Genomic DNA, 26,292 nt, shown 5'->3' with positions numbered 1-26,292 from the left:
GAATGGTTCGCAGACGCATCGGACCTGACAAGTGCAAGTCCCAATGCTGCTATGAACCCAAAACCGCGACGTCTCATGCGTCCATTGCGGCCGCGCGCTCGTCGCATTCAAAGGGAGGAGATTATGCAGCATTGGAAGAAGCTTGCATTCGGCGTCGCCTTGGCAACGCTCGGCCTGATGGCCGCGGCTAAGGCTGATGACTATAAGTCCTTGCCTCGCAAGGACACCCTCATCGTCGAAAATCCGGAAGGCACGATCAAGAATCCCGGCTGGTTCAATATTTGGGTCAACGGCGGCGGCGGCGTTTCAACCGGCCTGCAGCAGTTGACCATGGACACGCTCTGGTACATCGATCCGGAAAAAGGCCTCGGCGGCTCGACCTGGGACAATTCCCTTGCCGCCGACAAACCGCAATATAATGCCGACTTCACCGAGATGACGGTGAAGCTGCGCAAAGGGCTCTATTGGAGCGACGGCGTGGAATTCACCGCCGACGACCTCGTCTATACGGTCAAGACGCAGATGGACCATCCCGGCATGGTCTGGAGTGCTGCCTTTTCCGTGCAGGTGGCTAGCGTCGAAGCGACCGATCCCTATACGGTCGTCTTCAAGCTGAAGAAGCCCAATTCGCGCTTCCACGCCATTTTCACCGTGCGCTGGAACGGTGCCTGGATCATGCCCAAGCACGTCTTCGAAAAGGTGGCCGATCCGCTTCGCTATGATTTCGCCAATCCGGTCTCACTCGGCGCCTACAAGCTCAAGGCCTACGACCCTCAGGGCCAATGGTATACCTGGGAGAAGCGTGACGACTGGCAGCGAACATCGCTTGCACGCTTCGGCGAGCCGGCCCCGAAATACGTGACCTATGTCGATCCCGGCCCGCCGGATAAACGCACCATCGCGCAGCTCGAGCATAATCTCGATATCATTCACGACAACACGCCCGAGGGCATGTTCACCCTCAAGGAGAAGTCCAAGTCGGTCGAGACCTGGTTCCCGGGCTTTCCTTTCGCCCATCCGGATCCGACACTTCCGGCGGTGATCTTCAACACCCAGGATCCGGCCTTTGCCAATCCCGATGTACGCTGGGCGCTTGCCCTTTTGATCGACATCAAGGCCGTAGACATGGCGAGCTACCGCGGCGCTGCCACGCTGTCGGCGCTCGGCGTACCGCCCACGGCGGGCACCATGAAAGACTACCAGGCGCCGATGCAGGATTGGCTGAAGAATTTCGAGGTCGATACCGGCAAACGGAAGATCAAACCCTATGATCCGACAGTCGGACAACAGGTTGCCGATATCCTGCGCAAACAGCCGAAGTTCAAGGACCAGATCCCGACCGATCCGGCAGCGATCAGCACGGCATTCGGCTACGGCTGGTGGAAACCGGATCCGCAGGCAGCAGCCGAACTTCTGGAAAAAGCCGGCTTCAAGAAAACCGGCGGCAAATGGATGACGCCGGATGGCCAGCCGTTCAAAATCCGGATGACGGTTGAGGGCGACACGCGCTCCGTCTTCACCCGGGCAGGCACCCTGATCGCGCAGCAATGGGCCTCTTTCGGCATCGACGCCAAAGCCGTGCCTGCCGCGAAACTGTGGCAGGTTGCACTGCAGCCCGGCGATTTCCAGGTAGCGATTGCCTGGAGCGTCGAAACCTGGGGCGGCGATCCCGACCTGTCGTTCTTCCTCGACAGCTGGCACTCGCAATTCGTGGCAAAGAAGGGTGACAATCAGCCGCCGCGCAACTGGCAGCGTTGGAGCAATCCGGAGCTCGATAAGATCATCGAAAGCATCCGCGGCATCAGCGCCGACGATCCGAAGGGCATCGAGCTCGGCAACGATTATCTGAAGCTGGTCGCCCGCGAAATGCCGACGATCCCGCTGATGTCCTATAACGTCTTCACCTCGATGGATACGACGTATTGGACCGGTTATCCGACGATATCAGACCCCTATACCGACCCGGTTCCGAATTGGGCGAATTCCAGGCTCATGATGGTCAAATTGAAGCCGGCACAACCGAAATAATCCTCCCAACGCCGGCGCGATCATGTCGCGCCGGCCCCCTATTGACGGGCATGCGCCCCATGTCCGTCAATCCTTTCGAAAAAGGGAACCAGAGAGGAACCACTGCTCTATGACGTCCTATCTGATCTTTGTGCTGAAGCGGTTCGGTCAGTTTCTGCTCGTCGTATTTCTTGGCGTGACCATAACATTCTTCGTCACCCACCTGACCCCGATCGATCCGGTCGAAGAAAGCATAGGTGCCATCACGCAGATGGGGCAATCCGATCCAAATGCGATTGAACTGATGCGTCAGTCGCTGCGAGAGCTCTACGGAATGGAGGGGTCGATCTGGCAGCAATATCTGCACTTTTGGCTGCGGCTTGCGACCGGTGATCTCGGCCCCTCGCTCTCGGCTTTTCCCACACCTGTTTCCACCATCATTCTGCGGTCCCTGCCCTGGACCATCGGGCTGATGACAGTTTCCACCCTGATCACCTTCGTGCTCGGAAATGCGATAGGCGCGCTCGCCGGCTACTACAGGAAGGATATGGTGCTGAAGGCCGTCAGCCTCGTCTTCATCGCCCTGCTTCCCATTCCCTATTACATTCTTGCCTTCGTGCTTCTCATTGTGTTCGGCTATCTCTGGCCGGTACTGCCGATCAATGGCGGTTACGAGATGAACGCCAATCTGGACCTCTCCTTCGCGCTCGTCCTGGATATCCTGAAGCACTCGATCCTGCCGGCAGTGTCGCTGATCATGGTCGGAGCCGGCAGCTGGCTGATTGGGATGCGCGCGCTTGTTTCCAACATCATCACCGATGATTACGTCGTCTTCGCCGAGCTCGGCGGCGTTCCGAAGCGAAAAATTCTCCGCTCCTACATCGCCCGCAATGCCATGGTGCCGCAATTCACCGGGCTTGCCATGTCACTCGGTGGAATCTTCAACGGCACCGTCATCACGGAGATCGTCTTCGGCTATCCGGGAATCGGAAACCTGCTGATTTCGGCGGTGCATGCCGGCGACTACAGCCTGGTGCTCGGCCTCAGCGCATTGTCGATCGTCGGTGTTGCCGCCGCCGTCTTCATCATCGACATTCTGAGCCCGCTGATCGATCCGCGCATCAAGGTGGAATAGAGCATGTTTACGATCATCCGTGACCTCGCACGTCAGAACATGGAGTTCCTCTGTGGCCTGCTGCTCTTTGCCGTCATCGTCGGATTGGTAATCGTGTCCTATTTCTCGCCCTACGGCGCCACGGACATCTATCTTCTACCGCCTGACATGCCACCAGACGGCGATTATTGGCTGGGCACGACATCGCGTGGCCAGGACGTTTTCTGGCAGTTGACGACGGCCCTTCGCAACACCTTGTTTTTCGGCATCGGCGTCGCCTTCCTTTCGCGCATCATATCGCTGGTCGTCGGTCTCGTCGCCGGTTATGCCGGCGGCACGGTCGACCGGGTGCTAATGGCTATCAATGACAGCGTCATGGTCATCCCGCAGTTCCCTCTGTTGATCCTGTTCTATTTCGTGCTGAAGGACAGCATGACCTGGACTGCGCTGATCGTCATCATGGCCTCGCTCGGCTGGTCATACGACGCCCGCCTCATCCGTTCGGTCGCGATCGGTCTGAAGACGAGACCCTTCACCACCCAGAGCGTTTATTCCGGCATGAGCATGCGCAAGATCCTCGTCCAGGAGCACCTGCCCTATGTTTTGCCGATCGTCTTCGCCACCACGATGAACAACATGATCTGGTCGATCGGCATGGAGATCACCCTGTCGGTGCTGGGCTTTACCGATATCGAGACGCCGACCATGGGCATGATGATCTACTGGGCGAATGCCCATTCGGCACTGATAGCGGGAATATGGTGGTGGGTGGCTGCACCCGTTGCCGTCATCGTCGTTCTCTTCCTGGCGCTGTTTCTCCTGTCCATGTCGATGAACGAATACAACGATCCGCGCAGCCGGCTGAACCGGATGGGAGGTTAGCCATGGATGCCTTGGTCGAAGTCCAGAACCTGAAAGCCTATTACCGCGCCTTCCTTTACGGCGTCGATCGCGAGGTGCGCGCCGTCGACGACATCACCCTGACGATCGGGCGCGGCGAAATCTATGGGATCGCCGGCGAATCCAGCAGTGGCAAGACAACCTTGATCAAGACGATTGCCGGCGCCATCCGGCCACCGCTCAAGGTCGTATCGGGCAAGGTGGTATTCCATTTTGCCGGTGGCACGCAGGACATGTACGCCATGACGGCAGACGAGCGTATGGCGCTTCGCTGGCTGTACCTATCCTATATCATGCAGGCGTCGATGAATGTGCTGAACCCGGTTCGGCGCATCCACCACTCCTTCACCGATTTCGCCTTCCGGCACATGAAGGTCGGCAAGAATGAGTTCTTCACAAAAGTCGGCTCGCATCTCCAAAAATTGAAACTTGATCCGCATCTGCTCCAGGCCTATCCGCACGAACTCTCCGGTGGCATGCGCCAACGCATGACGATCGCGCTCGCAACGATCCTGACACCCGAATTCATCATCGCCGACGAGCCAACGACGGCGCTCGACGTCATCGTCCAGCGCGACGTGCTGTCGATGATCCGCGAAATCCAGCGTGAGATAGGCTCCTCCTTCTTGTTCGTCACGCACGACATGGGCGTGCATGCAACGGTTTCTGACCGCGTGGGCATCGTCTACGCCGGTCGCCTTGTCGAGGAAGCGCCGACCCGCAAGCTCTTCGCCCTGCCGCTGCACCCTTACACGCAGCATCTGGTCGGCAGCCTGCCGCGTATCGGCGATGCGAAGGCCCGGCCTTCGCTCGAGGGACGTCCGCCGAACCTTGCCATGCCGCCCGAGGGCTGTCGGTTCCACCCGCGCTGTCCGAAGCGGATGGACATCTGCTCGCAGAAGGTCCCGCCGATGATCACGGTTGAGCCAGATCGGCGAGTGGCTTGCTTTGCGGTTACGGGAGATCAGGCTTGAGCGCTCTTCTCACTCTCTCTCATGTCACGAAGATCTATCGTCAGGGTGGCATGCTTGGCCGGCGGCAGATTGTCGCGGTCAACGATGTCAGCTTCGAGATCGGCAGCGAGCCAGAGATTCTTTCCATCGTCGGAGAATCCGGTTCCGGAAAATCAACGATTGCAGCGATGATCCTCGGACAGACGGCGCCCACGCAGGGCGAACTCCAATTTCGCGAGAAAGCGGTGGCCCTTCACGGCAAGGCCGAGCGTCGCGCCTTCATGAGAGAAGTGCAGCCAGTCCTGCAGAACCCCTTCGAAGCCTTCAACCCGCTCAAGCGCGTAGATCGCTACCTTTTCGAAACGGCGCGGAACTTCTCAGCTGGCGCAGGCAAGCCGGATCGGCAGCAGATCGAACGATTGGCCGACGAGGCTCTCGGCCATGTGGGCCTCAGTCTTGCGGAAGTGAAGGGTCGGTTTCCGCACGAGCTGTCCGGAGGCCAGCTCCAGCGCACCGCAATTGCCCGTGCACTGATCCCGCAGCCACGCCTGCTCATCGCCGACGAGCCGGTATCGATGGTCGATGCGTCGCTGCGGATGGCAATCGTCAATCTCTTCGAACAACTGAAGCACGAGCTCGGGCTTTCCATCGTCTACATCACCCATGATCTCGCCACCGCCTACTACATCAGCGACCGCATCATCATCATGCGCAAAGGCGAGATCGTCGAGCAGGGCGAGGCGCGCAAGGTCCTCGACAATCCTCAGCACTCCTACTCGCGTGCGCTGAAGGAGGCCGTGCTGAGTGCAGATTTCGCTCCGACGGCCTAACAACTTGAACGGCGGCGCCGTCGAATTGACGACGGCGCTCCATAGTGTCGAGGCTCGCGAGCCACGGCGGCGGCCTTCTCGCTTGGTGCTTGCGATTGGCTTCAGCAAACCTCCCCGAGATAATTTTCTTGCGCCTGCCGTGACGGCTGATAAAAGCCGGCCTGCCAATTGAAAACAGCGACTGAATGACAGAACACGCCATTACCTGGAGCATTGCCGGCTTGACCGCTATGGGTGTGGTCGTTCGTCCATTCCGATGGCCGGAAGCGGTCTGGGCCATGTTTGGCGCCTTGCTGCTCTTTGCCTTTCGCCTGATTGGACCACAAGATGTCATCGCGGGGGTCTCGAAAGGCGGCGACGTATACCTCTTTCTGATCGGGATGATGCTTTTATCGGAACTCGCTCGCCGGGAAGGCCTGTTCGACTGGATTGCAGCGATCGCCACAACGCACTCCAGTGGCTCCCCAAGACGCCTGTTTCTACTTGTCTATCTGGTTGGTGTTGTCGTGACGGTCTTTCTTTCAAATGATGCGACGGCCGTCGTTCTTACCCCAGCCGTCTTTGCGGCCTGCCGGGCTGCTCGCGTCCGGGACCCGATGCCCTACCTCCTGACCTGCGCCTTCATCGCCAATGCCGCGAGCTTTGTCCTCCCGATCTCCAATCCCGCCAATCTGGTAATCTTTGCTGGCGGCGAGATGCCTCCCCTGGCGCGCTGGATGTCGACATTCATGCTTCCGTCGATCGTTTCGATCGTGGTTACATTTGGCTGCCTTTACTGGACCCAGCGCCGGGCTCTCGCCTCAGACAGCGTTGCCGAAAATGTGCCGAGGCCGATCCTTTCGGCGAGCGCTCGGCTGGCCGGGTGGGGAATTGTCCTGACGGCCATCATTCTTATCGCAGCATCGGCGATGCATATTGATTTGGGTCTGCCGACTTTTCTCGCCGGCACAATTACCTCCGTACTCGTTCTTGCGCTGACCCGGCAAAGTCCAATCGAGACCTTCAAGGGTGTCAGTTGGAGCGTCCTACCTCTGGTCGCAGGCTTGTTCGTCGTCGTGGAAGCCCTGGATCGCACCGGTCTGACGACCATGCTCTCAGACCAACTGGCCTTGCTCGCTGCAACATCGGAAACACAGGCGGTCGGCATTGCAGGCGTGCTTGTTGCGATTATCTGCAACCTTGTTAACAATCTTCCGGCAGGCCTGGTCGCGGGAAGCGCGGTGCAGGCGGCGCATGTCTCCGACAAGATCGCCGGAGCGGTGCTGATCGCAGTCGATCTCGGCCCCAATCTTTCCGTCACCGGATCCCTGGCGACAATATTGTGGTTGTCGGCCCTTCGCCGCGAGGGACTGTACGTCAGCGCGTGGCAGTTTCTGAAGCTCGGAACTGTCGTCATGTTTCCGGCACTGATTTTGTCTTTGCTGTCGCTCGTTCTTTTCTGAGACTTCTGACCGGCAACGTCTCGCGAAGTAGGCGTGAAAAATCCATCGCATGCCGACACATCCGCGCGAGCCGCAAACGAGAGCCTGAAGCTCCCGTCATCAAGCGGACCAGTTTTGGGAAAAATCCAAAACTGTCCATCAATGTCCCGCTCGCCTCCATGCTGCGACGCTGCAGGAAGCCGATTACGTCAACGCTATAGCCTTAGCTGCGTCTCCGCATCGAAGAGACTGACGCTCGATGGGTCCACAGCAAAGGCAGCAGGCTTTCCCCTTTTCCCAGCAAAACGTGGTTCCACCCGAGCGATAACGGTTTGGCGGCCGATGACAGTCGTCATAACCGTATCTGGTCGCGTCGGCTCGAGAAGCATAACCGGCAGAATGCTGAGGATGCATCCGGGGCCAGAACGCCTCATGGAAGCTGGAATTCACCGACGATCAACTGGAGCCCGACAAGTCACGTGCGTGATCCCTGCCCGGTGGTCAGCATGAGGGCGAAAATGAACTCGTTTCAGGCGGCGAGGATACGGGAACGCCGCCAACAGAGCCGGCTGCCTGATAATTGCAGCTAAGCGGCAAGCTCCCCCAGGGGATGTTCGGGTCCGCTCGAATGCTGGGTTACGGTCGTTGCCGTCGCGCTTGAAGAGAGTTCTTCCATGCTTTGTGGATTTGCATATAGCTCGACTCGGTCACGGCCGCCTCGCTTCGCAAGGTAGAGTGCCTGGTCTGCCTGATCCCGCAGCTTCTGTGCATTGCAATCGCCTCTCCAAACGGCAACGCCCGCGCTCACACTCGGCACTATCGTCTCCGCGCCAGATGCGAATGCCAAAGCATTGACCGTCCTGCGGATTTGATCCGCCTTGGCAACAGCAGTTTCTTCGGTTTGATCACGCAGAAACAGCGCAAACTCCTCGCCACCAAGACGGCCGAGCGTGACCTTGCGTCCAGCGGTCGTGGAGATGGCTTGCGCTACACCGACAAGAACCACATCGCCAGTTTCATGGCCGTAGCGGTCGTTGACACTCTTGAAGTGGTCGATGTCTATCATGATGAAGGCGTCGCCTCCCCTGAGATCGCTCGGAAGGGATGCCAGGAAGTGCTGCCGATTTGGGATTCCCGTCAGTGCGTCGGTGTATGCTAGACGTTTGAGCTGAGCTTCCGCTCGTTCCTGGACCAGGACAACCACGAAGAGCGCGACGGAGAAATGGCAAATGATAAGCATGAAAAAGGCATAGCGGGGTTCGACCGGCCCATACTGTGGAAAGATCATTCCGACAGCGACCAGCGTCGAAAAGCTCATCGCAGCTGCGAGTGATGCAAGCAGACCCCATCTCGCGGGCAAGCGGTCGAGGAAAAAATCCCTTAAGATGACAGCGCAGGAGACGCCAAGGAAAACCGCGGTGTTCGCATTGAATATTGCAGCACGCGTTGGGTTGTCGGCGTACCAATGCATAGAGCCAACAACGACCGACAAGGTCAGGGCCACAACGAGCAGAAGACAGTCCGTACGCTTTCGCCGGCGGCCGCTCAACTGGACAAGTCCCATCGCCATCAGTGAATAACCTGTGACGCCGATGGAAAAGCTTCCAAAAGTCCAAACCTCATGGGGCAGTATGCCCTGCTCTCCCACTCCGGCAAGGGTGGATGCAAAAGCAAGAAGGCCGTCGCCGATTGCCAGAAAATCGAGGCCTGGCTCCCTGGAGCGCCACCTGACGTAAAAGAAGCAGATCGCGCCGACTATGAACGAGCACTTGTGAAGAAGAAGAACTGTAGCAAGATCCATCGTCAAACCGAAAAACAACCGAGGCTGCCGATGCCTATAATCTCCGAGAGCTACTTTTGAATGAATCTTCTCCCGCTGGGACGGCGAATTAGGGACGACTTCATCGCGAGACCAGCTTATGAGCTTCAAAAAATGCGAGGACTGCGCTTAAAAATTCTTCCGGCTGTTCTAAGTGCGCGAAATGGCCGCTTTGGGCGAAATGTACCAGCTCCGAATTCGAACAGCTGTCATGCAGGTTCTTCCCCCATTTCGGGCCGCATATAAAATCGTGATCTCCGACGAGAACAAGCACCGGCATGGAAAGGCCCTGAAGTTTCGATCGAACATCAAACGGCTCGTTGTTACCTATGAGAATTGTCGCCTTTACCCGTGAGCGCAACGCTTTAAGATCAAGCTTCTCACGAACACCGTCGGCAAAGTAAGCGGGAAGCAGGTCGCGCATTATCTTGGTATAGTCGTCGTCGCTCGACATGTTCGGAACCGACTGCCAGGCTCGGAGTACCGCTGGCCCCTCCGCCTGATAGCGATCAGCAAAGCTCTGAACGCCGTTTGCAGCCGCCGCCATGAAGTCACTCCCCGTCACAGCCGACGACGAGTACAAAATCATTGCCGATACCCGATCCGGGTGCTCGATCGTATGTTGCTGGATGACGAACCCTCCGTGGGAATGACCAAGAAGAACGACCTCGGACAGGTCGAGTGTCTCGAGGAACCTGCCAAGCTGTTTCGCGAAGCGTTCGACGGTATAGCCATGGGGGTGCTCGGCAAGCCGGCCTGAACCACCTGTACCGATTGGTTCAAGATACAGCATGGTAAAATGACGCTCCAAAAAACCCATGCGAAGATATTGCCAGTGGATCCCTGGGCCGCCGGGGTGAACCAGTATAATCGGCCCTTGGCCCGCGACATGAAAGCTTTGCTGAATTCCGTCGATATCGACGACATGATGTCCGGAGCTGAGGGTATTTCGCGTTGACATTGATTGGGTCTTATATCGCTTGAAAGCACGCTCGTACTCGAACCGCGCTAGGCAAATGGATTGAGTTCGGGGATCTGCGGACGCAGACGTCGCTGGCTTGTCGAAGGACGTCGAGCTCTTCAAGTCATCGAAGCTTCGCTTGCATTCAAGACGATACCCTTGGCCTAAACTCCAGGGATCGCCGGTGCCGCAGCGTTGCACGAAGAAAGCTGCGGCGGCGTTTGAACCAGAAGATCACGTTCGGTCGACTGCTGGTTTTGGTTCGTGCCAGTCACCGTCTCGTCAGAAAGACCTTATGTTTCGCATCGACTAGTAGCATACCTCGGTTCTGACTGGATGCCCGGAGCGCTCATCGTTCCATTGCCAATAGCAGCGATCATAGTCATCGTTGCTACCCAGGAAGATAGGACTGCGGTCCCTGAACCGTCCATCGAAGCGGTCGTGGGCAAAAAACGCACCGCGGTTTCCCTCCCTGTCGAAATGGCCCATACCAAATCCTCCCATGTGCCCCCCTTCCGCGTGGCCTCCCCCTCCATGACCTCCTCCCCCGTTGTGAGCCAGTGCGGGCGTTACTGTTGCGATGGAGCCAACTGCGAGGGTCAGAGAGATTAGACCCGTTGCGGCGATCTTACGAAGCATAGACATGGTAGTTTTCCTAAAAAGCGGCTCTGTGTAGCCGCCATCTGGATATGTTCATTGAAATTGGCGAACACTTGCCACAATTTAGGGATTTTGCTCACATGTTGTCACATCTTCTCACCACAACCCGTAACGCCCGTGATCGCCGGCGGCACGGGAACGGGAAAGCGTAATCTGGCCATTGCGATTGCCCGTGCTCTCATCCGCAACGGGACACGCGGCCGTCTCTCTCGCCGCGGCATCCAAAAGCGAGAATCGCGCCTTGCTTCAGCGTGCAAATGCCTCGAACGGATTGACTTCGGTAAGTTGCCGGACCGTGTCCTGGTTCACACCCGCGATTCTGAGCGACGGCAGAAGGCTCTCGACAAGGTGCGCGTAAGGTCTCGGGGTTCCACCACCGGGCTGCGCTGGATCATACCAGCCGAGATCGTGGCTTATGAGCAGTTGCTTGCCCAGCCCGTTTTCGAGGGCACGCACTATCATTGCGACCACCTCCTCGTCGGGGGCCCTTCCGACATGGTCGTATTCGATCCACGCACCGCGCTCCACCAATGCCCGGTGAAGCCCGAAGTCCCTTTCCTCCTGGGTATGAATGGATATGAAGCGTTCTGGGGCGCAGCCTTCTGACTGAAGAATGTCCAACTGCTCCATCACAACCCTTCCCCGGATTGTATGCGAGCCGATTACCGCATTGGTCCGCACGGATGCTCTTGCCGCCGCACGGAGGATACGGGCTTCGAGCGGCGTTATCCCATCGTCGCCAGCGCTGAGCTTGATCCATCCCGCCAGCACACCAGTGTCCTCGATTCCCTCGGTAAGCTCACTTACCATCCATTGTTCAAGATCACTCTCACTAGCCTCGGCTATCCAAGCCGGTATCCATGGTTCGCGATAGTTGCCGGTCGGGACGACGATCGGAAAGTCGGCTGCCTTCGACACAGCGAGATCTATGTCAGCACGTCTTCCAACGCCACCCGTCGTACACTCGACGAGCAGCGTAATGCCTTGTCTTTTGATCGCCTCAATCTGCGGGACCATCAGTGCCACAACGGCGTCTGTCTCCGCCTCGGCATAGCCGGGCTGATCAGGCGTTCTAAGGTCGACGAACACATGCTCGTGCGGGAGAATCATCCCGAGTTCGTCGCGGCGCTTCGGTCCCAGAGTCGTGTAGATCTGCTTCATCGCCAAGGCCCCCCTCTCACAATTGATAGAACGTCAGAACTTTGAATGCATCTAATCCATCTGGTCCATAGAATAGTAGGATCAGTCGTCTACGGGACATTCGATGACATCTCGCTGACTGTGGAAGATCCCTGCGTTGCCATGTTACCGGACGCCTTAAGCGTGTGATGTCCCTTGTATCTGCGCAGCCGTGATTTTGTGCGATTGAGCCGGTGGCCGCCAGGCAAAAGGCGTAGTGGCGTCGCCCGTACCCTGATGCACCGTGGATTAGCGGGCCGACTACCCCACGACCCTCGGTCCGTCTCAAGGCAACGCTCGCCAAAAGTCGCGACCTCATATTCGACGGCACCGTCATCGCTGGATACCAGACCCCGGCAGATTATGCCGGGATCATCGACGCAAGCGAGATGAATGCTTCGCGTTTCCGCCGGTTGCTCACCGCGGTCATGAGGCCACCAAACCCTTGGTCAACTCCAGCGCCTGCCGCTCGAACAGCCGGCGATAGATGCCTTCATTGAACCGGATCAGCGCCTGGTGGTCGCCCTCTTCAACAATCTTTCCTTTGTCGAAGACCAGCAGTCGGTCCAGCGCTCGCACCGTGGACAGCCGGTGCGCGATGACAAGCGTCGTGCGACCGTCCATCAGACGTTCCATGGCCTGTTGGATCTGCACTTCACTCTCGCTGTCAAGGCTCGATGTCGCCTCGTCCAGAATCAACAGGGGCGCATCAGCCAGGAACGCCCGGGCAATGGCGACACGCTGCCGCTCCCCGCCCGACAACTTGACGCCACGTTCCCCCACCAACGTCTCATAACCCTTGGGAAGGTCTATGATGAAGTCGTGCGCATTGGCCTGTTTCGCCGCCTGCTCGATTTCGCGTCGTGAGGCGTTCGGCCGACCATAGGCGATGTTTTCCGCCAATGTGCGATGGAACAGAATGGGCTCCTGCTGCACGATGGCGATCTGGCCGCGCAGGCTTGACTGTTTGACTTGGGCAATATCCTGCCCGTCGATGCGGATCGAGCCCGACTTCACGTCATAGAGACGCTGGATGAGCTTGACGAAGGTCGTTTTGCCCGAGCCCGAATGACCCACCAGTCCCACGCGCTCGCCCGGCTTGATGGTGACCGAAAAATCCTCATAAAGCGGGTTGGGATGAGCGCCGTATTGGAAGGTTACTCGGTCGAAGACAATCTCACCCCTGCCAATCTTGATCGGCGCGGCGCGCGGTTTGTCCTCGATGCCCAGCGGCAGCTTGTCGAGCAGCACCAATTCTTCCATGTCGTTGACGGCCCGCTGCAGATTACGGATGTGCTGGCCTACATCGCGCAGATAGCCCTGCAGGACGAAGAACATTGCCAGCACGAAGGTAATGTCGCCAGGTGTCGCCAGCCCCTGCTGCCACATAACCAAGCCCGTTCCCAAAATACCGGCCTGCATGGAAACCATCATGAAGCCCTGGATCGTGCCGCTCGATGTTCCGCGCTTCCATGTTCGCCGCGTGCGGCTGTCCCATTTGGCGAGCACGCGGACCAGTAGCGTCTCTTCGCGGCTCTCGGCGCCGAAGGCCTTGACTACTGAGTTGCAACTGATGGCATCCGCCAGCGCACCACCAAGCTTGGTGTCCCAAGCATTGGCAAGCCTTGCCGCCGGCGACACGAAGCCCATGGAAAGCGCCACAGTCACACCAATATAGATGAGCGACCCCGCACTCACGACCAAGCCCATGATCGGCCAGTAGCTTCCGAGCACGATGCTGGCGCCGACCAGCATGACGATGGACGGCAACAAGGCTACCAGCAGCAAGTCATTGAGCGAGTCGAGCGCCCACATGCCGCGGGTGATCTTGCGCACCGTCGAACCGGCAAAGCTGTTGGCGTGCCAGTCGGTTGAGAAACGCTGCACCTTTTGAAAGCCGCTATTGACCACATCTGCCATGGTGCGCAGCGTCAGCCGGATAATGCCATTGAAGATGAACCAGCGCAGTGCCACGCTGGTCAGGGCCAGGGCCACGACGATGACAAAGGCGCGCAAAGCACCATCAGCCCCATTGCCGCCTGCAATGGCATCGACGATTTTACCCGAAAACATCGGCACCATGACTTCGGCCAACGTGCTTAGGATCACCAGCACGATGATGCCGCCGACCAACAAAGGCCGATGGGTCCAATGATGGAAAACAAAGCCGAGCACGTGGCGATAGGCATCGGCGCGAAAATCGAGCTTCTTGCGAGTCATTTTAACCAGCCCGGTCCGTATCTCGGTAACCGGTCCTCAAAATCGAGAGCTAAAAGGCACAGCCCGTGCGGGAGACGAAGTAATCCCGTCAGATCAATCAGGCTATGAAGGGAGATAAACCGCGTGTCGCGCGCTCAAGGCGGACCACGAATGGAAATGACCTAGTGTCGGGACATTCCACACAGGAAGGTTTCGATGATTGCTGGTCTCATGCAACGCCTCCCTTATGTTCGATCTGAAGCGGTCAGCGTTTTGTACCGAACCAATTCGCCATTGCCAACCGGTTTTTTACAACCTTATGGAAAGTGATGCGAAAATGACACAATTTAGCAACTTGCAGCTTTGTATTTTGTCATGTTGGCCCAGAGCCTCTGATCCTATGTTGGATTCGGCGAGCCCTACCTTGAGCTGAAGAAGATCGTTGCCGCCTGAGCGGCTGAGACGGCGGCGGCGTCACGACGTTTGTCGCAACTGCCAAGAAAGGGGCTGCGAAAATCGCTGAGTGATCCAGTCAGCGAAGGCGCGCGTCTTGTTTGGGATGTGCTGCGTGGATGGATGAACGACGTAGATGCCACCCTCGTCGGGGATTGGGAATCGATCCAGGATGCCGACCAGACGACCATCGGCAAGCTCGCGGCCGACGAGCCAGTCCGTCGCATAGAGCAAACCATGTCCTGCGACCGCGGCGTGCACCAGCGCTTCCGCATCATCCGACGCGAAGCGGCCGGTGACCGGGATGGAAAGCTGACCTCCCCGCGGCGCTGTAAATTCCCAGGCGGTGGGATTGGCCTTTCCCGTGAAGATCAGGCAATCGTGCGCCAAAATATCCTGTGGCGTCGCCGGCGTGCCTCGCTTGGAGAGATAGCCCGGTGAAGCGACAATCATTCGCTTCCGATCGGCAAGCTTACGGCTCACCAACCGCGAGTCCGGCAAAACGCCCAGACGAATTGCGAGATCGAAGTTTTCACCGATCAAATCCACGAAGCGATTTGAGAAAGAAACGTCGAGTGACACCGCCGCAAACGTCTCGCGAAACTCGACAAGAAGGGACATCAACCACATTCGGCCAAAGCTGCCAGGCAAAGCCAGCCTGAGCCTCCCGCGCGGTTCACCGTCCGAAAATCGCTCGGTTTCTTGGCCCGCAGCAATCAGTTCCTGTAGCAGCGGGCGAACCCTGTGAAGATAGGCCTCCCCTGCCTCCGTAAGCGCCGTCCGACGTGTCGAACGCTCCAGAAGCCTCACACCAAGGATCTCCTCAAGTGAGTTTACCCGTCGGGACACTACTGTTGCATCCCGGTGCAGCCGCTGTCCCGCCGCGTTAAACGATCCGGCCTCTGCTACGGCCACAAACGCAGTCAGACATTCGATATCAGGGAGATGGAGAGATTGCTGCATATTTTGCAGTTATAACCTGTTGATTATCCATATTCCAGTTCTTTCTTGCAGCATCATAATCGTCCCTGCTGAAACTCAAACGAGGCAAACTACGATGTTAGCAATATCACTCGGCGGCCCGTCGTTGGACCAGTTGAAAAGAATAGACCTTCCCGATCCGCCACCGCCCAGCCATGGGCAAGTGCTCGTCCGCATGCACGCAGCGAGCCTCAATTTCCTCGACCTTGCCGTCGCGTTCGGGCAATATCCTGGCATTGTCTATCCGCTGGTGCCTGTGGCGGATGGCGTCGGCGAAATTATCGCGATCGGTGACGGCACCACCGGCGTCGCTCTCGGTGACCGGGTGGCACTACATCCCAAAGCGACGTGGCTCTCTGGCCGAGGATCAGTGGAAAAGGCTGGTATCACCCGCGGCGTTACGCTTCCTGGATCCTTGATGGAGATCGCGACAGTAGATGCCCAGTCAGTCGTTAAACTCGCTGACCACCTCTCGTGGGAGCAAGGAGCAGCACTGCCAATCGCGGCAACAACCGCCTGGAACGCTCTTTCCTGCGCCAATATCGTTCCGGGCTCAAACGTTGCGCTTCTGGGAACCGGTGGCGTCTCCATGATTGCTCTTCAACTTGCCAAGGCTCGAGGCGCCCGCGTGATCGTGACGTCCTCATCCGATGCAAAGCTTGCGTTTGCACGCGAAATCGGCGCCGACGAAACAATCAATTACACGGCCTCCCCCAATTGGGATCAGGACGTCGTCGCGTTGACGAACGGTCTTGGCGCAGACCTCGTCCTCGATACCGTGGGAACGGCAACCTTCCCCCGATCTCTGTCCGCGGCGCGCTATGGAGGGGTCGTCTTTACAATTGGATTCGTCACCGGCACCGCTTTGGAAATCGACCTGATGCCCATCATCGTTAAAGGGCTCAGGGTACAGGGCAACAATACGGGCTCTGTCGAAGATTTTGCCAAGGCCATGCAGGCGATACGGGCATCGCGGATCGAACCCGTCCTCGCCAAGACGTTCGGGATCGGAGAAGTGGCGGAAGCGTATCATGCGCAGTCCCACGGCCCCGTCGGCAAAATTGCAATTCGGTTGGATTGGTAGCGACTTCGCGATGAGCTGGGTCGACGGTAACGTCGGCATCATTTCTGAGCCGCAAACGTTCTGCTCGCAAGTCTTAAATTGGCGCAGAGCATCGCAGAAGAGCGCCTATAACAAAGCCGCCCGCCTCATGGGAACTAGCGAAGCGAGCGGCGACGATGCAGATATCAATCCCACGGTTTTCTCGGAAGGAATTGCGAATGAAGGAAAGCTATCTTCGGCGCTCCTCAATCGTATCCGCGATCATCACGTCAATCTCCTGCGCTTTCACGCCGAGGAGAGACTCTGTGTCCGAGGCATCTAGCAGCAGCGGCCTTTCGAAGAGATAACTCATCTCCACAAGCTCGTGCATGCCAAACTCTTCCATCTGCGCGTATGAGTACGTTCCGAGAGCGGGCGGCTCTTGACCGAGGAAAGCCGCGGCTCTCAGGATCAACTCGCGCGGCGAGATATGTTGTGAAGGAACATGGAACGCGCGATCCCATGCGCCCGCATATCCTGCAGCGGCCACCAACGTGCGTGCTACGTCCTTGGTGAATGACCAGGCATGCTTCGCGTCCAGGTCGCCTAGGAATGTGACGGGCTTCGACGCCAGAAGTGACGGCAGCGCCAATAGCGAGAAATATGTGACTGCCCCCTGACCGAGGTAATCGCTCGCCCGGACCTCAATGGCGGGAACACTGGCCCGTAATGCTCGCTGCCACATGATGGTACGCACAGTGCCCTTGCGAGAGCTGGGGTCGAGCGGTTGGTCGGGTCTGAGCAGTCCCTCAGGATTCGACCCGTAGCCATAAAGATTTCCGAGGATAATCAATTTTGCGCCGACATTCTCAGCGGTGCGAGTGACGCCATCCACGATCAGGAAAAAATCCGTCGGCCAGCGATCATATGCCGCCATCGCGCACATGAAGATCGCATCTGCCCCCTTACATATCTGCGTGAAAGCTTCCGGGTCGGTAGCGTCCGCCCGGACACTCCTTACGTTTGTCCGATTCTCCGAATTGACGCCTCGGCTTGTGATAATAACATCATGACCTGCATCACCAAGTAGCCTCGCCGTTTCAACTCCAACCGGACCGGCTCCAACAACAACATAAGCGCTCATATCAACCTCTGCTCACCATTGCGATGAACACAGTTTGCAAAAGAGCCGATTGAAAATCGCGCTGTAATCGCCAAATTTTGAGCACGTTCCGCCAATCATGGAGGGCACCGTGAACCTGCATTCCAACGCGTATCGGTCGGGTAGCGTATCGATCGCGTCTCTCAAGATTGGGGCCGGAAGCTTTCTTCTTCCGGAGGCGGATCGGCACCGCGTTGTCGTCCACGCGAGCACCGCGACACGCTCGTATTGTGGTCAGGTGGGTAAACACTTCGTGCGTCGTGCAGGGGACATAGATGTGCTGGCTGCGGGAGAGCTTGGCGGATTCGATGCTGAGTCCGCTTTCGACACGATCGTACTGAGCCTTCCCAAATCGCTCCTCCAGGACGTCGCTGACAGTGCTGGTGTACAAGGATCCGGTCGGCTCCAGACGCGCCACCTCCTCCGAGACGAGCAGATCGAGCACCTGACACGCGCAATCCAGGCAGATTACGAAGCTGGTTCGCCAAGCGGAGTATTGTACGCGGAGAGCATTGGCATCGCGATAGCAGTGCGCCTATTGGGCCTTGAATGCTCGACTCCCGCCATGGCGCGTCGGCTGTCTGATGCTCAGTTAAAGCGGGTGATGGACTTCATCGAGGAACAGATTCAAACCAGCTTGAGCCTCGACACTCTGAGCAGAGTCGCGGGTGTCAGCAATTCGCACCTACGTACCTGGTTCAAGGCCGCAACCGGTTTGACAGTGCATCGCTATGTGCTGCGTCGTCGAATAGAAAAGGCTCGTGCGTTGTTGGTCTCGACAGACCTCAGCATCAGCGAGATTGCCCATCGAACAGGCTTTGCACATCAATCCCACCTCGCCCATTGGATGCGACGCGAGATCGGTCAAACCCCGTTCGGGTTGAGGCGAGCCAGCGCGATGTAAGGTTTGGAGGAATGTCAAACAAATCGAGGAAAGCGGATGTCGGATATGATCGGCAATTTCGAAACAGTCCGCATCGTCTCAATGGCCACCGATGGAACGATGGTCACGCAGGGATCACTACCCCGGCATGCCCCTCGCGCAGGTGACCTATTGACTAGCCTCGCCTTGCCGGCCATTTTTCGGCTGCATCGCGGCGCCTAGGGGCGATGCTTTATCCGGAGAGCAATCTCGTTGAGAATGAGAGCCAAGAGGTTTACGCTTTTTTCTGTCGCCTTGGGGGTGCTGTTGACCGCGTCACTGGCGGGTGCCGCTGAGAGCGGAAACGCGCCCAGCCAGCCCGATTCCGGCACCTGGATCGTGACATTGGGTGCAAGTGTCGAGTACGGCCCGAAGTTTCCGGGATCGAAGCATGATGGCTTCAGCGCCTTGCCCTCTTTCGATATCAGGCGTTTCGACGAACCGGATGAGCACAGCGCGCCGGACGACAATATCGATTATGGCCTTATTGACTTCGGCGGCTTCGAAGCGGGTCCGGTCGTCGGCATTCGCGACAGCCGTTCGCAATCCGATGATAGCCGCTTGAAAGGCATCCACTCGGTGGATTGGGACATCGATGCCGGTGTTTTTGCACAATATTGGGCGATCCCCAATCAGCTTCGATTCCGCTCCGAAATCCGGCAGGCCGTATCGAACGGCAGCGGTCTCGTCATCGATATCGGCGCCGATTGGTTCCAGCGGCTCGGTGACAGATGGCTGCTCTCTGCAGGCCCCCGCGCCTCGTTCGGCAACGGCGCTTATATGCGAGAGTATTTCGGTATTTCGTCAAGTGAAGCATTGCAGAATGGCGCCCTACCCGCCTTCGATGCAAAGAGCGGCTTGAAGTCAGTAGGCTTTACGGTCTCCGCCGCCTATGATGTCACCCCGACTTTAACGCTGCAGGTTTATGATCGCTTCGATCGCCTGACCGGAGATGCTGCCGACAGCCCGATCACATCGAAGCTCGGCAGCGAGAACCAGAATGTAATCGGCATCTCGCTCGCCAAGGCGTTCAGCGTCAGTTTCTGAAATCCGCAGTTCAACCGGTCAGCCGGCAGGTCTCGACGCCGTTGCGATCAGCCAGACGCCGGCCAGGATCAGAAGGCTGCCTGCGAGCCGAAGCAGCGGCAATGGCTCGCCAAAGACGATCCAGGCAACGCCCATGATGAGAACATAGCTGATGGCCGAGAGCGGGAATGCCTTGCTGAGATCGAGCTCGGAGAGCACGCTCATCCAGATGGCAAAGCAGACGATCTCTGCGACAATCGCCGCCAGGAACCAGTGTGACGACAGAATATCGACCAGCCAAGCTCCGCCCGCCCTGCTCGCATCGACCGCGCTCTGCTTCAGCAATATTTGTTGCGCCGTGTTCAGGAGCGGCACCATCAGCCAGATCGGGCGCATCGTTCTCACCCTTGCACCTCGCCACCATCGTCTGCGGCAAAAAGCGGTGAGATCGTCTTGAGGATGAATTGCAGCAGCGAATTGGAATGGCGGAAATACATCGCATTTGCCGTCAAGCAGCTTCCAAGCCGAACCTTGTTGCGATAGTAGGCCTGCCCGCTCTGATAGCGGCCCATGCTATGGCTCAGGCAATATTCGATATTGGCGCACCAGCTGAGATAATAGAGATTGTAGGATCTGCCCTTCTGACCGTCCATGCAGAAGAACTTGTCGACCAATCTGTCCTCGTCGTGGATCAGCAGATTGGCAGCAAGCAGTTCGTCGCCCACGAAATACATTGCGCAGAAAGATCGGCCCGGCATGCCTTTCAGCACCCCTTCGAAATAGGCCGGCGTCAGTTCTTCGAACTGTAATCCGCTCCGCTCGCGCGTCTCACGATAGAGCTGCATGACGCGCGGCAGGAGATCACCGAATTCCGTGCGGTATTCGACCCGAACCTCCTGCCGGCTCCGCAGTTTCCGACGCATATCCTTGCGGGTCGCCGTAGACAGCGTGGCAAAATAGGCTTCGATCGTGCCGAACCTGATGTCCGTCCATGCTGTCGGCAGTCCGCCGATCTCAGCGTAACCTCTCACCGACAAGACCGGTTCGACGCCTGACGGAATGGGATAGGGCAGATCCTTCAGCGCCGTCAGCGAGCAGCCTTCCAGGCGCGCATGCGCCTCGAAAGCGTCGAGGAGTTCGGCAAAAAGCGCTGGCCGGCGGGCCTGGGCAATATCGGGATGAAAGCCGATGGAGGCAGTCTCCGTGCAGGGCGAGCCAAGGCAGGCGAGACGGAGCGTCAGGAACCCGCTGAAGATGCGGCGGATGCCTTCCACCGTTCTGCGGAAGCGGCCAGCTTCCAGGGTCGTCTCAAGGGCATAGCGGCAAAGGAATGCCGGCATGGCGGCGACAATATCGTCGCCTTCTCGCATGATCGCGTAGCGCCACTCGAAGCCGTCGATACCGGCTTCCTCGACCGCAAGCAGATAGTCGTAGGTCTCGATCTCCCCGGGGAAGCAGGCGTTCCAGGCATCGCGGTCAAGCATGCGGATGCTCGGGAGGATCATCGCGGCAGCCGATGTCGGATCGCGTGAGACCTGCGTTTCAGGTGACCGTACTTTAAGCGCTTGCTGCTGCATATTCTGCCTCGAAGAATTCCGCCGTCATGTCAGCTACCCGCCTGTGCTGCCGATCGAGATGGATCATGTGATAGCTGTCGTCGAGCCAGCGCAGTTCCCGGCGGCCGCCGATATGCGATGCGATATACTGGGCATGCGAGGGGCCACTGAGATCGTCTTCGCGCGAATGTAGGATCAAGGTCGGTGTCTTGATCTCGGGAAGCCGGGCTTTCAACGTCCGGCCAAGCTCATGCATTTCGATCAGGCCACGGCCCGGAAAGGTTTCGAGCATGCCCTCGCCCGTCATGCCGGCCACCATGCGGCGCATGCGCTCGTCCTTGATGCCGAGGGAAGTCGTCTCCCGAAAATTCAGCCGGTCGATGAATGGGATAAGCGAGATCCAGCGAATGTGCGGCGAAAACAGCGAATAATAGCGGGGCACGTCCCATCCATCGTAGTGGAAACAGGGCGAATACACAGCGACGGCGCGGATCGACAGGGGATTACGATCGGCTGCCATCATCGCCAGCTTGCCGCCAACGCAAATTCCGGCGGCAAAGACCGTGTCGCTGCGCTCGCTGAGCCAGCCAGCTGCGGCTTCGACGCTGTCGAGCCAGTCCTCCCAGCGCGAGCGGCGGAGCGTCGCTTCGTTTTCGCCGTGGCCGGCCAGCAGGGGAGCATAGACGCTGAAGCCGCGGCGATGGAATTGCCTTGCCACAAGCCGCATTTCTGCCGGCGCTCCCGTCAGCCCATGAACAAGGATGACGCCCTTGCCGTTCGTGCCCTCGAGAAAGAAGGAGAGATTGTCAGCCGGCATGCGGGAATTCTCCCTGCTGGCGGTTCTCCTTCGCCATGAAACCCAGCGCATGGCAGGTGCTGATCACATGCGTGCCTGCCGCCTCCTGCTCCTGCTTGATCTGCTCATGAAAGGTACTGAGCTTCGTCCAGTGCATCTTGGGGCGGTAGTGATGCTCGGCGTGATAGCCGTTGCCGAACCAGAGCCAGTTGTAGAAGCCGTTATGGCTGCTGACGCCCCAGGCGATTGGAACATCGGGGTCGCCGTTCAGATGCTCATAATAGCCGTTGAGGGAGGACAGGCAGTTCCCCAAATAATAAAACGGCAGGAAAAAGAACGTCGCTCTCCAGTCATAGATAAGAGCGAGGAAGACGAAGGCGAAGAACGATACGAGTTCAATGCGCGCCCATCTCGCATCGAACGGCCTTTTCTTCGCAATCGCCCGATGGATGTCGCCGAGATCATCGCGGAAGAAGCTGAGAAACGTGTAGGAGAAGACGTTTTCCGGCTCGCCGTTCTTGCCGTGCTTGTAGATCGACAGGAGGTCCACCGTCTCGCCGTTTTCATTGGGACGGTCGCTGTTGCCGGAATGATGGCGCATATGCACCCAGTGATAATAGACCTGCGAAAAGCCGATCGCTACGGATTCTAGCAGGCTGAATGCATAGTTCATCCACTTCGGCTTGAAATACGGCGTGTGGATGAAGTTGTGCGAGATGCTGTTGATGTTCCACGATATCGACACGGCATAGACCGCGCCGAGCACGGCCGACAGCCAGAGTGGCCGGCTTGAGAAGCCGGCAATCAGATAGATGTTGAATGCCAGATGCGCTGTTGCCGCAAGCACCGGCATGAGATCCCATTTCGTGTGCGCGAAGATTTTCATAGTCCCGTCGCTCCGACACAGACCACGCCGGCCGTCACCAGGACGATGCCGAGAGCGTGGCGAAGGTTGATGGTTTCCTTGAAGATGGCGGCGCCTGCAAAAGCGATCGCCGCATAGCTCAGCGCCATCAGTGGAAAGGCCACCGACAACGCCACCTGTTCCAGCACGCGCGTCCACATCACCAGTTCGACCGCCCAGAACACGATCCCGAGCCAGATGACCGGTTTCTGCAGGGTTTCGAGTAGCGCGCTTGCAGCGCCGTGCTTGAAGCAAAGCTCACGGCCGGTTTCGGCAAGAACGCAAAAGGCAATGATGGCGAACGTCCATGCTGTAAGTCCCGTCGTCATGCCATGAACTCCGACAGGACTTCGAGTAGCGCGTGGTTTGCCGCACTGTTGATGTTGCGGGCAGCCTTCATGTCGTGATGACGGAAGGGCTGGTCGATCAGCACCTCTGCCTTCTTGATCGTCCGCGTGTAGAGATCGCCGCCGTAATACGGCGTCGAATAATCGCCGGTCACGTCCGCTCCGATGACATGGTACCGTTCACCGATTTCGCTGAGCAGCCAAAGGACATAGGGTAGCCGCATACGGCCCTGATCCCAGTTGGTCACAGCATCGGCGTCGGAGAGAGCGTCCTTGTCGATCGTGACGTAGACCGCTTCGGTTTGGATGCGGCCGAGAAGCCGGTCGAGGAAATTGCTCTCGCCGAGTTCCGATATCGATTGCCAGTGCAGGGCTCCGTCGATCTGGCTGAAACTCGGGCCGGAACCGTAGTGCGATTTCACTTTGCTCGGCGGGTGCTTATAGGGATAAAGTTCAAGGCGGCCTTCGGATAGCGGCACCAGATTGGCGCCCTTGCGCTCCGGTGACCTGAGGTCGCGGCTGCAAACGCCGAGGGTTATCACCTTTTTGACCAGGGGCTGTTCGAGCGCCTTGTTGACCCACGAACCGCAATGCATGCCGGGATCGAAATGCACCCAATCGGGGTGATTGTCGATATGGATGACGGTGACGGCTTTGCGGCTATTCTCGAGGGCCTGCGACAGAAGAAGAGCCGTCACATGGTGGAAGTCGCCCGATCCCATGAAACAAAGGCGGGCGCCTTCACCGGTTGAGGGCCGGGCCTTCGCCAGGTTGCGCCAGACGGTATCAAGGTCCGGCCGGCGCCCCCACAGCCTGATGGCGCGGCCGCTATCCTTGGCCTCGACTTCGCGCGCCCCTGCCATCCGGCAGGAATGCACGAAGTCGGGCTGCAACTCCAACGCATCATCAAGATGGAGAAGGAGGAGCTGCAAGGTCCTATCTCCGCTCGGCCCGCGTCAGAAGCTGGTCGAGCAGCAAGATAGCAAGCTCGATCTCCTCGCGGCTGATCATCAGGTTCGGTGCAAGGGTGATGACGTTCTTGTGGTATCCGCCGACGTCGAGCACCAATCCATATTTCCTGCCATCGACCGCAAGATCCCCCTTCATGCCTTCGTCGGACATCCAGTCGAGCGTCGCCTTGTCGGGAGTGAACCCGTCAGGCCCGCAGATTTCCATCCGAAGTGCAAGGCCGAGGCCGTCGACATCGCCGACGATAGGATGCCGCGACTGTAGCTCCTTCAGGCCTTCTAGGAAGAGTGCGCCTCTTTCCATCACACTCGCGCCGAAGTCGGTTTCAGACACCATCCTCAGCGTTTCGAGAGCGACGGCCGTGCCCATCGGGTTGCTGGCAAAGGTCGAATGCGTGGAGCCTGGCGGGAAGATCGTCGGGTTGATCATCTCTTCTTTGGCCCAGATGCCCGAGAGCGGATTGAGACCATTGGTGATCGCCTTGCCGAAGACAAGTACATCTGGCGAGACGCCGAAATGTTCGATCGACCAGAGCTTTCCGGTCCGATAGACGCCCATCTGGATCTCGTCGACGACAAGCAGGATGCCGTGATCGTCGAGGACCTTCTTGAGCTCCTTGAAGAAATTCATCGGCGGAATGACATAGCCGCCAGTGCCTTGGATGGGTTCGATGTAGAAGGCGGCATATTCCGATTTTCCGGCCTTCGGGTCCCAGACGCCGTTGTACTCACTTTCAAACAGCCGCGCGAATTTCTGGACGCAATAGTGCCCGTATTCTTCCTTCGACATGCCCTTCGGCCCGCGAAAGTGATAGGGGAATTCGATGAACTGGGCACGCTCGCCGAAATGGCCGTAACGCCGGCGATAGCGGTAGCTCGAGGTGATCGACGTCGCACCGAGCGTTCGCCCATGGTATCCGCCCTCGAAGGCGAACATCAGGCTCTTGCCGCCGGTATAGTTGCGAACGAGCTTCAAGGAATCCTCGACGGCCTGCGAGCCGCCGACATTGAAGTGAACGCGACCTTTCGAACCGAATTTATGTTCGGCATCCCGGGCGATAAGCGTTGCGAGTTCGACCTTTTCGCGATGAAGATATTGCGAAGCGACCTGCGGCAATCGATCCAGCTGCCGATGCGCGGCATTGTTCAAACGCTCGTTGCGATAACCGAAATTGACGGCGGAATACCACATCTGGAGATCGAGAAATGGTGTCTCGGCTGCGTCAAAGACGAATGAACCATCGCAGCTTTCGAAGAATTTCGGCTTCTGCGAATAGTGAACCGTATCGCCATGGGAGCAATAGGTCTCTTCGAGCCGTCGCAGCTCGTCTTCGGAAGCGATGGGGTGCATGCTTGCAGCAAGTTTCAGGTTGGAACGCATGAAGTCCTCTTCTCACGCAGTTTTTACCACGGGCAGCACAACAGGCTGCCGTGACGGGCTGGAAAGGATGGCTGCGACACTCGCCTGGATTTCGGCGAAACCGCTATAGGGGATGAAAGGAAGGCAATTCGTGCGGCAGTAATCCGCAAGCTTGGCCTTGGCGAAGACAAGCAGCGCCGCGTGGGAGACGCAGAAGTCGCTGCGGCCGTCGCCGATATAGATATGGTTGGCGGATGGCCTCACCTGGGCGCATTTGCACACGCCGGCGCCGGCAGCGCAGGCTGCGCTCCTGAACGGAAAGCCAAGATCAAAATCGGGCATAGTACAAGCGTGCGGGCGAGAAATCAGCTTGTTTGCGATGATCTGAATGTCTTCAAGACCATGCCTGGCAAGGACCCGTCTGATAAAATGATCGACACCGTCGCTGACGATGATGAGGCCTAGCCCGTTCTTTTCACAGAATGCCTTGAAAGCCCCGAAGGCGCTGTCGATTTCGATCGTGTCCAGGAATGCGTCGATGTCTTCGTGTTTTGCCTGAAGCAGCTGGATCTGGCGGCGCATGCATTGGGCGGCTGTGATCCTGCCGTCGGTCCACTGATCTTCGATCTCGCGCCACTCTGGACGCGCGAAACGGTCCAGAACCAGATCGGTCACGTCTTCTTTCGATATGGTTCCGTCGAAATCGCAAAACACCTGCATCGCATGCTCCTT

Annotated in this window: 23 protein-coding genes and 1 pseudogene; 10 read left to right on the top strand and 14 right to left on the bottom strand. The window is 58.1% G+C overall.

Features of this window, described 5'->3' with window-relative positions:
* The first annotated feature begins 123 nt into the window (after positions 1–123).
* The 6 genes from PMI11_RS23415 (at position 124) to PMI11_RS23390 (ending at position 7,246) form a co-directional block, all read left to right on the top strand.
* The gene (locus tag PMI11_RS23415; RefSeq protein ID WP_007822066.1) at positions 124–2,028 is read left to right on the top strand and encodes an ABC transporter substrate-binding protein; all 1,905 of its coding nucleotides are present in this window, start codon (positions 124–126) and stop codon (positions 2,026–2,028) included.
* 109 nt (positions 2,029–2,137) lie between these two features.
* Complete coding sequence (locus tag PMI11_RS23410; protein WP_007822065.1) at positions 2,138–3,142, top strand: ABC transporter permease; 1,005 nt, start codon at positions 2,138–2,140, stop codon at positions 3,140–3,142.
* A 3-nt stretch (positions 3,143–3,145) separates the two neighbouring features.
* Entirely contained in the window at positions 3,146–4,003 is an 858-nt protein-coding gene (locus PMI11_RS23405; RefSeq protein ID WP_007822063.1) for an ABC transporter permease, read from the top strand.
* Positions 4,004–4,005: 2 nt separating this feature from the next.
* A complete protein-coding gene (locus tag PMI11_RS23400; protein ID WP_007822062.1) occupies positions 4,006–4,995 on the top strand; it encodes an ABC transporter ATP-binding protein in 990 nt (329 codons plus the stop codon).
* Positions 4,992–5,804 (top strand): ABC transporter ATP-binding protein, encoded by an 813-nt coding sequence (locus tag PMI11_RS23395; protein ID WP_007822061.1) that lies wholly within the window; start codon positions 4,992–4,994, stop codon positions 5,802–5,804. The genes PMI11_RS23400 and PMI11_RS23395 overlap by 4 nt, the downstream gene beginning before the upstream one ends.
* A 185-nt stretch (positions 5,805–5,989) precedes the next feature.
* Complete coding sequence (locus PMI11_RS23390; protein WP_007822060.1) at positions 5,990–7,246, top strand: arsenic transporter; 1,257 nt, start codon at positions 5,990–5,992, stop codon at positions 7,244–7,246.
* 565 nt (positions 7,247–7,811) lie between these two features.
* On the opposite strand, the gene PMI11_RS23385 is transcribed toward PMI11_RS23390, so the two are convergent.
* Positions 7,812–9,044, bottom strand: coding sequence for a GGDEF domain-containing protein (locus PMI11_RS23385; protein WP_007822059.1), 1,233 nt, complete (start codon positions 9,042–9,044; stop codon positions 7,812–7,814).
* An 82-nt stretch (positions 9,045–9,126) separates the two neighbouring features.
* Positions 9,127–10,005 carry an alpha/beta fold hydrolase gene (locus PMI11_RS23380; RefSeq protein ID WP_037071986.1) on the bottom strand — a complete coding sequence of 293 codons (879 nt, stop codon included), beginning with the start codon at positions 10,003–10,005 and terminating at the stop codon, positions 9,127–9,129.
* A 777-nt stretch (positions 10,006–10,782) separates the two neighbouring features.
* Here PMI11_RS23380 and PMI11_RS37430 point away from each other — a divergent pair.
* Positions 10,783–10,869: pseudogene (locus PMI11_RS37430) on the top strand (IS21-like element helper ATPase IstB); the annotation flags it as partial.
* Positions 10,870–10,911: 42 nt separating this feature from the next.
* Here PMI11_RS37430 and PMI11_RS23370 read toward each other — a convergent pair.
* The 3 genes from PMI11_RS23370 to PMI11_RS38425 form a co-directional block, all read right to left on the bottom strand.
* Complete coding sequence (locus PMI11_RS23370) at positions 10,912–11,826, bottom strand: phosphotriesterase family protein (RefSeq protein ID WP_007822056.1); 915 nt, start codon at positions 11,824–11,826, stop codon at positions 10,912–10,914.
* A 444-nt stretch (positions 11,827–12,270) separates the two neighbouring features.
* Entirely contained in the window at positions 12,271–14,064 is a 1,794-nt protein-coding gene (locus tag PMI11_RS23365; RefSeq protein ID WP_007822055.1) for an ABC transporter ATP-binding protein, read from the bottom strand.
* Between the two features lie 453 nt (positions 14,065–14,517).
* On the bottom strand, positions 14,518–15,459 hold the full coding sequence (locus tag PMI11_RS38425) for a LysR family transcriptional regulator (RefSeq protein WP_037071984.1): 942 nt from the start codon (positions 15,457–15,459) through the stop codon (positions 14,518–14,520).
* A 124-nt stretch (positions 15,460–15,583) separates the two neighbouring features.
* On the opposite strand from PMI11_RS38425, the gene PMI11_RS23355 reads away from it, so the two are divergent.
* Positions 15,584–16,561: a zinc-dependent alcohol dehydrogenase family protein gene (locus PMI11_RS23355; protein WP_244430663.1), complete on the top strand. Its 978-nt coding sequence runs from the start codon at positions 15,584–15,586 to the stop codon at positions 16,559–16,561.
* Between the two features lie 208 nt (positions 16,562–16,769).
* Here PMI11_RS23355 and PMI11_RS23350 read toward each other — a convergent pair whose 3' ends face one another.
* On the bottom strand, positions 16,770–17,663 hold the full coding sequence (locus PMI11_RS23350) for an NAD-dependent epimerase/dehydratase family protein (protein ID WP_007822050.1): 894 nt from the start codon (positions 17,661–17,663) through the stop codon (positions 16,770–16,772).
* A 109-nt stretch (positions 17,664–17,772) separates the two neighbouring features.
* On the opposite strand from PMI11_RS23350, the gene PMI11_RS23345 reads away from it, so the two are divergent.
* Positions 17,773–18,585, top strand: a complete 813-nt coding sequence (locus tag PMI11_RS23345; protein ID WP_007822049.1) for a helix-turn-helix domain-containing protein — start codon at positions 17,773–17,775, stop codon at positions 18,583–18,585.
* A 279-nt stretch (positions 18,586–18,864) separates the two neighbouring features.
* The gene (locus PMI11_RS23340; protein WP_348257864.1) at positions 18,865–19,650 is read left to right on the top strand and encodes a MipA/OmpV family protein; all 786 of its coding nucleotides are present in this window, start codon (positions 18,865–18,867) and stop codon (positions 19,648–19,650) included.
* 18 nt (positions 19,651–19,668) lie between these two features.
* On the opposite strand, the gene PMI11_RS23335 is transcribed toward PMI11_RS23340, so the two are convergent.
* Genes PMI11_RS23335 through PMI11_RS23300 form a run of 8 tightly spaced genes read right to left on the bottom strand, consistent with a single transcriptional unit; the run spans position 19,669 to position 26,280 of the window.
* Positions 19,669–20,025 (bottom strand): EamA family transporter, encoded by a 357-nt coding sequence (locus PMI11_RS23335; protein ID WP_007822046.1) that lies wholly within the window; start codon positions 20,023–20,025, stop codon positions 19,669–19,671.
* A 5-nt stretch (positions 20,026–20,030) separates the two neighbouring features.
* Positions 20,031–21,134: a GNAT family N-acetyltransferase gene (locus PMI11_RS23330; RefSeq protein ID WP_051034636.1), complete on the bottom strand. Its 1,104-nt coding sequence runs from the start codon at positions 21,132–21,134 to the stop codon at positions 20,031–20,033.
* A gap of 52 nt (positions 21,135–21,186) precedes the next feature.
* The gene (locus tag PMI11_RS23325; RefSeq protein WP_007822044.1) at positions 21,187–22,002 is read right to left on the bottom strand and encodes an alpha/beta hydrolase; all 816 of its coding nucleotides are present in this window, start codon (positions 22,000–22,002) and stop codon (positions 21,187–21,189) included.
* Entirely contained in the window at positions 21,992–22,867 is an 876-nt protein-coding gene (locus PMI11_RS23320) for a fatty acid desaturase family protein (RefSeq protein ID WP_007822043.1), read from the bottom strand. Before PMI11_RS23320 ends, PMI11_RS23325 begins: the two co-directional genes overlap by 11 nt.
* On the bottom strand, positions 22,864–23,214 hold the full coding sequence (locus PMI11_RS23315) for a hypothetical protein (protein WP_007822042.1): 351 nt from the start codon (positions 23,212–23,214) through the stop codon (positions 22,864–22,866). The genes PMI11_RS23320 and PMI11_RS23315 overlap by 4 nt, the downstream gene beginning before the upstream one ends.
* Positions 23,211–24,164, bottom strand: a complete 954-nt coding sequence (locus PMI11_RS23310; RefSeq protein WP_007822041.1) for an arginase family protein — start codon at positions 24,162–24,164, stop codon at positions 23,211–23,213. Before PMI11_RS23310 ends, PMI11_RS23315 begins: the two co-directional genes overlap by 4 nt.
* Before the next feature lie 4 nt (positions 24,165–24,168).
* A complete protein-coding gene (locus PMI11_RS23305) occupies positions 24,169–25,581 on the bottom strand; it encodes an aspartate aminotransferase family protein (RefSeq protein ID WP_007822027.1) in 1,413 nt (470 codons plus the stop codon).
* Between the two features lie 12 nt (positions 25,582–25,593).
* Positions 25,594–26,280 (bottom strand): MtnX-like HAD-IB family phosphatase, encoded by a 687-nt coding sequence (locus PMI11_RS23300; RefSeq protein ID WP_007822026.1) that lies wholly within the window; start codon positions 26,278–26,280, stop codon positions 25,594–25,596.
* Positions 26,281–26,292 lie beyond the last annotated feature (12 nt).

Origin of the sequence: Rhizobium sp. CF142, assembly GCF_000281145.1 — a bacterium.
GTDB lineage: Bacteria > Pseudomonadota > Alphaproteobacteria > Rhizobiales > Rhizobiaceae > Rhizobium.
Note: the sequence above shows the minus strand (reverse complement) of the source record. Positions and strands in the feature narration are given on the sequence as shown.

Bases quoted from the DNA above. Each gene is read 5' to 3' on its own strand.
- PMI11_RS23415 (WP_007822066.1), top strand. From the start codon at position 124: ATGCAGCATTGGAAGAAGCTTGCATTCGGCGTCGCCTTGGCAACGCTC.
- PMI11_RS23410 (WP_007822065.1), top strand. From the start codon at position 2,138: ATGACGTCCTATCTGATCTTTGTGCTGAAGCGGTTCGGTCAGTTTCTG.
- PMI11_RS23405 (WP_007822063.1), top strand. From the start codon at position 3,146: ATGTTTACGATCATCCGTGACCTCGCACGTCAGAACATGGAGTTCCTC.
- PMI11_RS23400 (WP_007822062.1), top strand. From the start codon at position 4,006: ATGGATGCCTTGGTCGAAGTCCAGAACCTGAAAGCCTATTACCGCGCC.
- PMI11_RS23390 (WP_007822060.1), top strand. From the start codon at position 5,990: ATGACAGAACACGCCATTACCTGGAGCATTGCCGGCTTGACCGCTATG.
- PMI11_RS23380 (WP_037071986.1), bottom strand. From the start codon at position 10,005: ATGTCAACGCGAAATACCCTCAGCTCCGGACATCATGTCGTCGATATC.
- PMI11_RS23370 (WP_007822056.1), bottom strand. From the start codon at position 11,826: ATGAAGCAGATCTACACGACTCTGGGACCGAAGCGCCGCGACGAACTC.
- PMI11_RS23365 (WP_007822055.1), bottom strand. From the start codon at position 14,064: ATGACTCGCAAGAAGCTCGATTTTCGCGCCGATGCCTATCGCCACGTG.
- PMI11_RS38425 (WP_037071984.1), bottom strand. From the start codon at position 15,459: ATGCAGCAATCTCTCCATCTCCCTGATATCGAATGTCTGACTGCGTTT.
- PMI11_RS23350 (WP_007822050.1), bottom strand. From the start codon at position 17,663: ATGAGCGCTTATGTTGTTGTTGGAGCCGGTCCGGTTGGAGTTGAAACG.
- PMI11_RS23335 (WP_007822046.1), bottom strand. From the start codon at position 20,025: ATGCGCCCGATCTGGCTGATGGTGCCGCTCCTGAACACGGCGCAACAA.
- PMI11_RS23330 (WP_051034636.1), bottom strand. From the start codon at position 21,134: ATGATCCTCCCGAGCATCCGCATGCTTGACCGCGATGCCTGGAACGCC.
- PMI11_RS23325 (WP_007822044.1), bottom strand. From the start codon at position 22,002: ATGCCGGCTGACAATCTCTCCTTCTTTCTCGAGGGCACGAACGGCAAG.
- PMI11_RS23320 (WP_007822043.1), bottom strand. From the start codon at position 22,867: ATGAAAATCTTCGCGCACACGAAATGGGATCTCATGCCGGTGCTTGCG.
- PMI11_RS23315 (WP_007822042.1), bottom strand. From the start codon at position 23,214: ATGACGACGGGACTTACAGCATGGACGTTCGCCATCATTGCCTTTTGC.
- PMI11_RS23305 (WP_007822027.1), bottom strand. From the start codon at position 25,581: ATGCGTTCCAACCTGAAACTTGCTGCAAGCATGCACCCCATCGCTTCC.
- PMI11_RS23300 (WP_007822026.1), bottom strand. From the start codon at position 26,280: ATGCAGGTGTTTTGCGATTTCGACGGAACCATATCGAAAGAAGACGTG.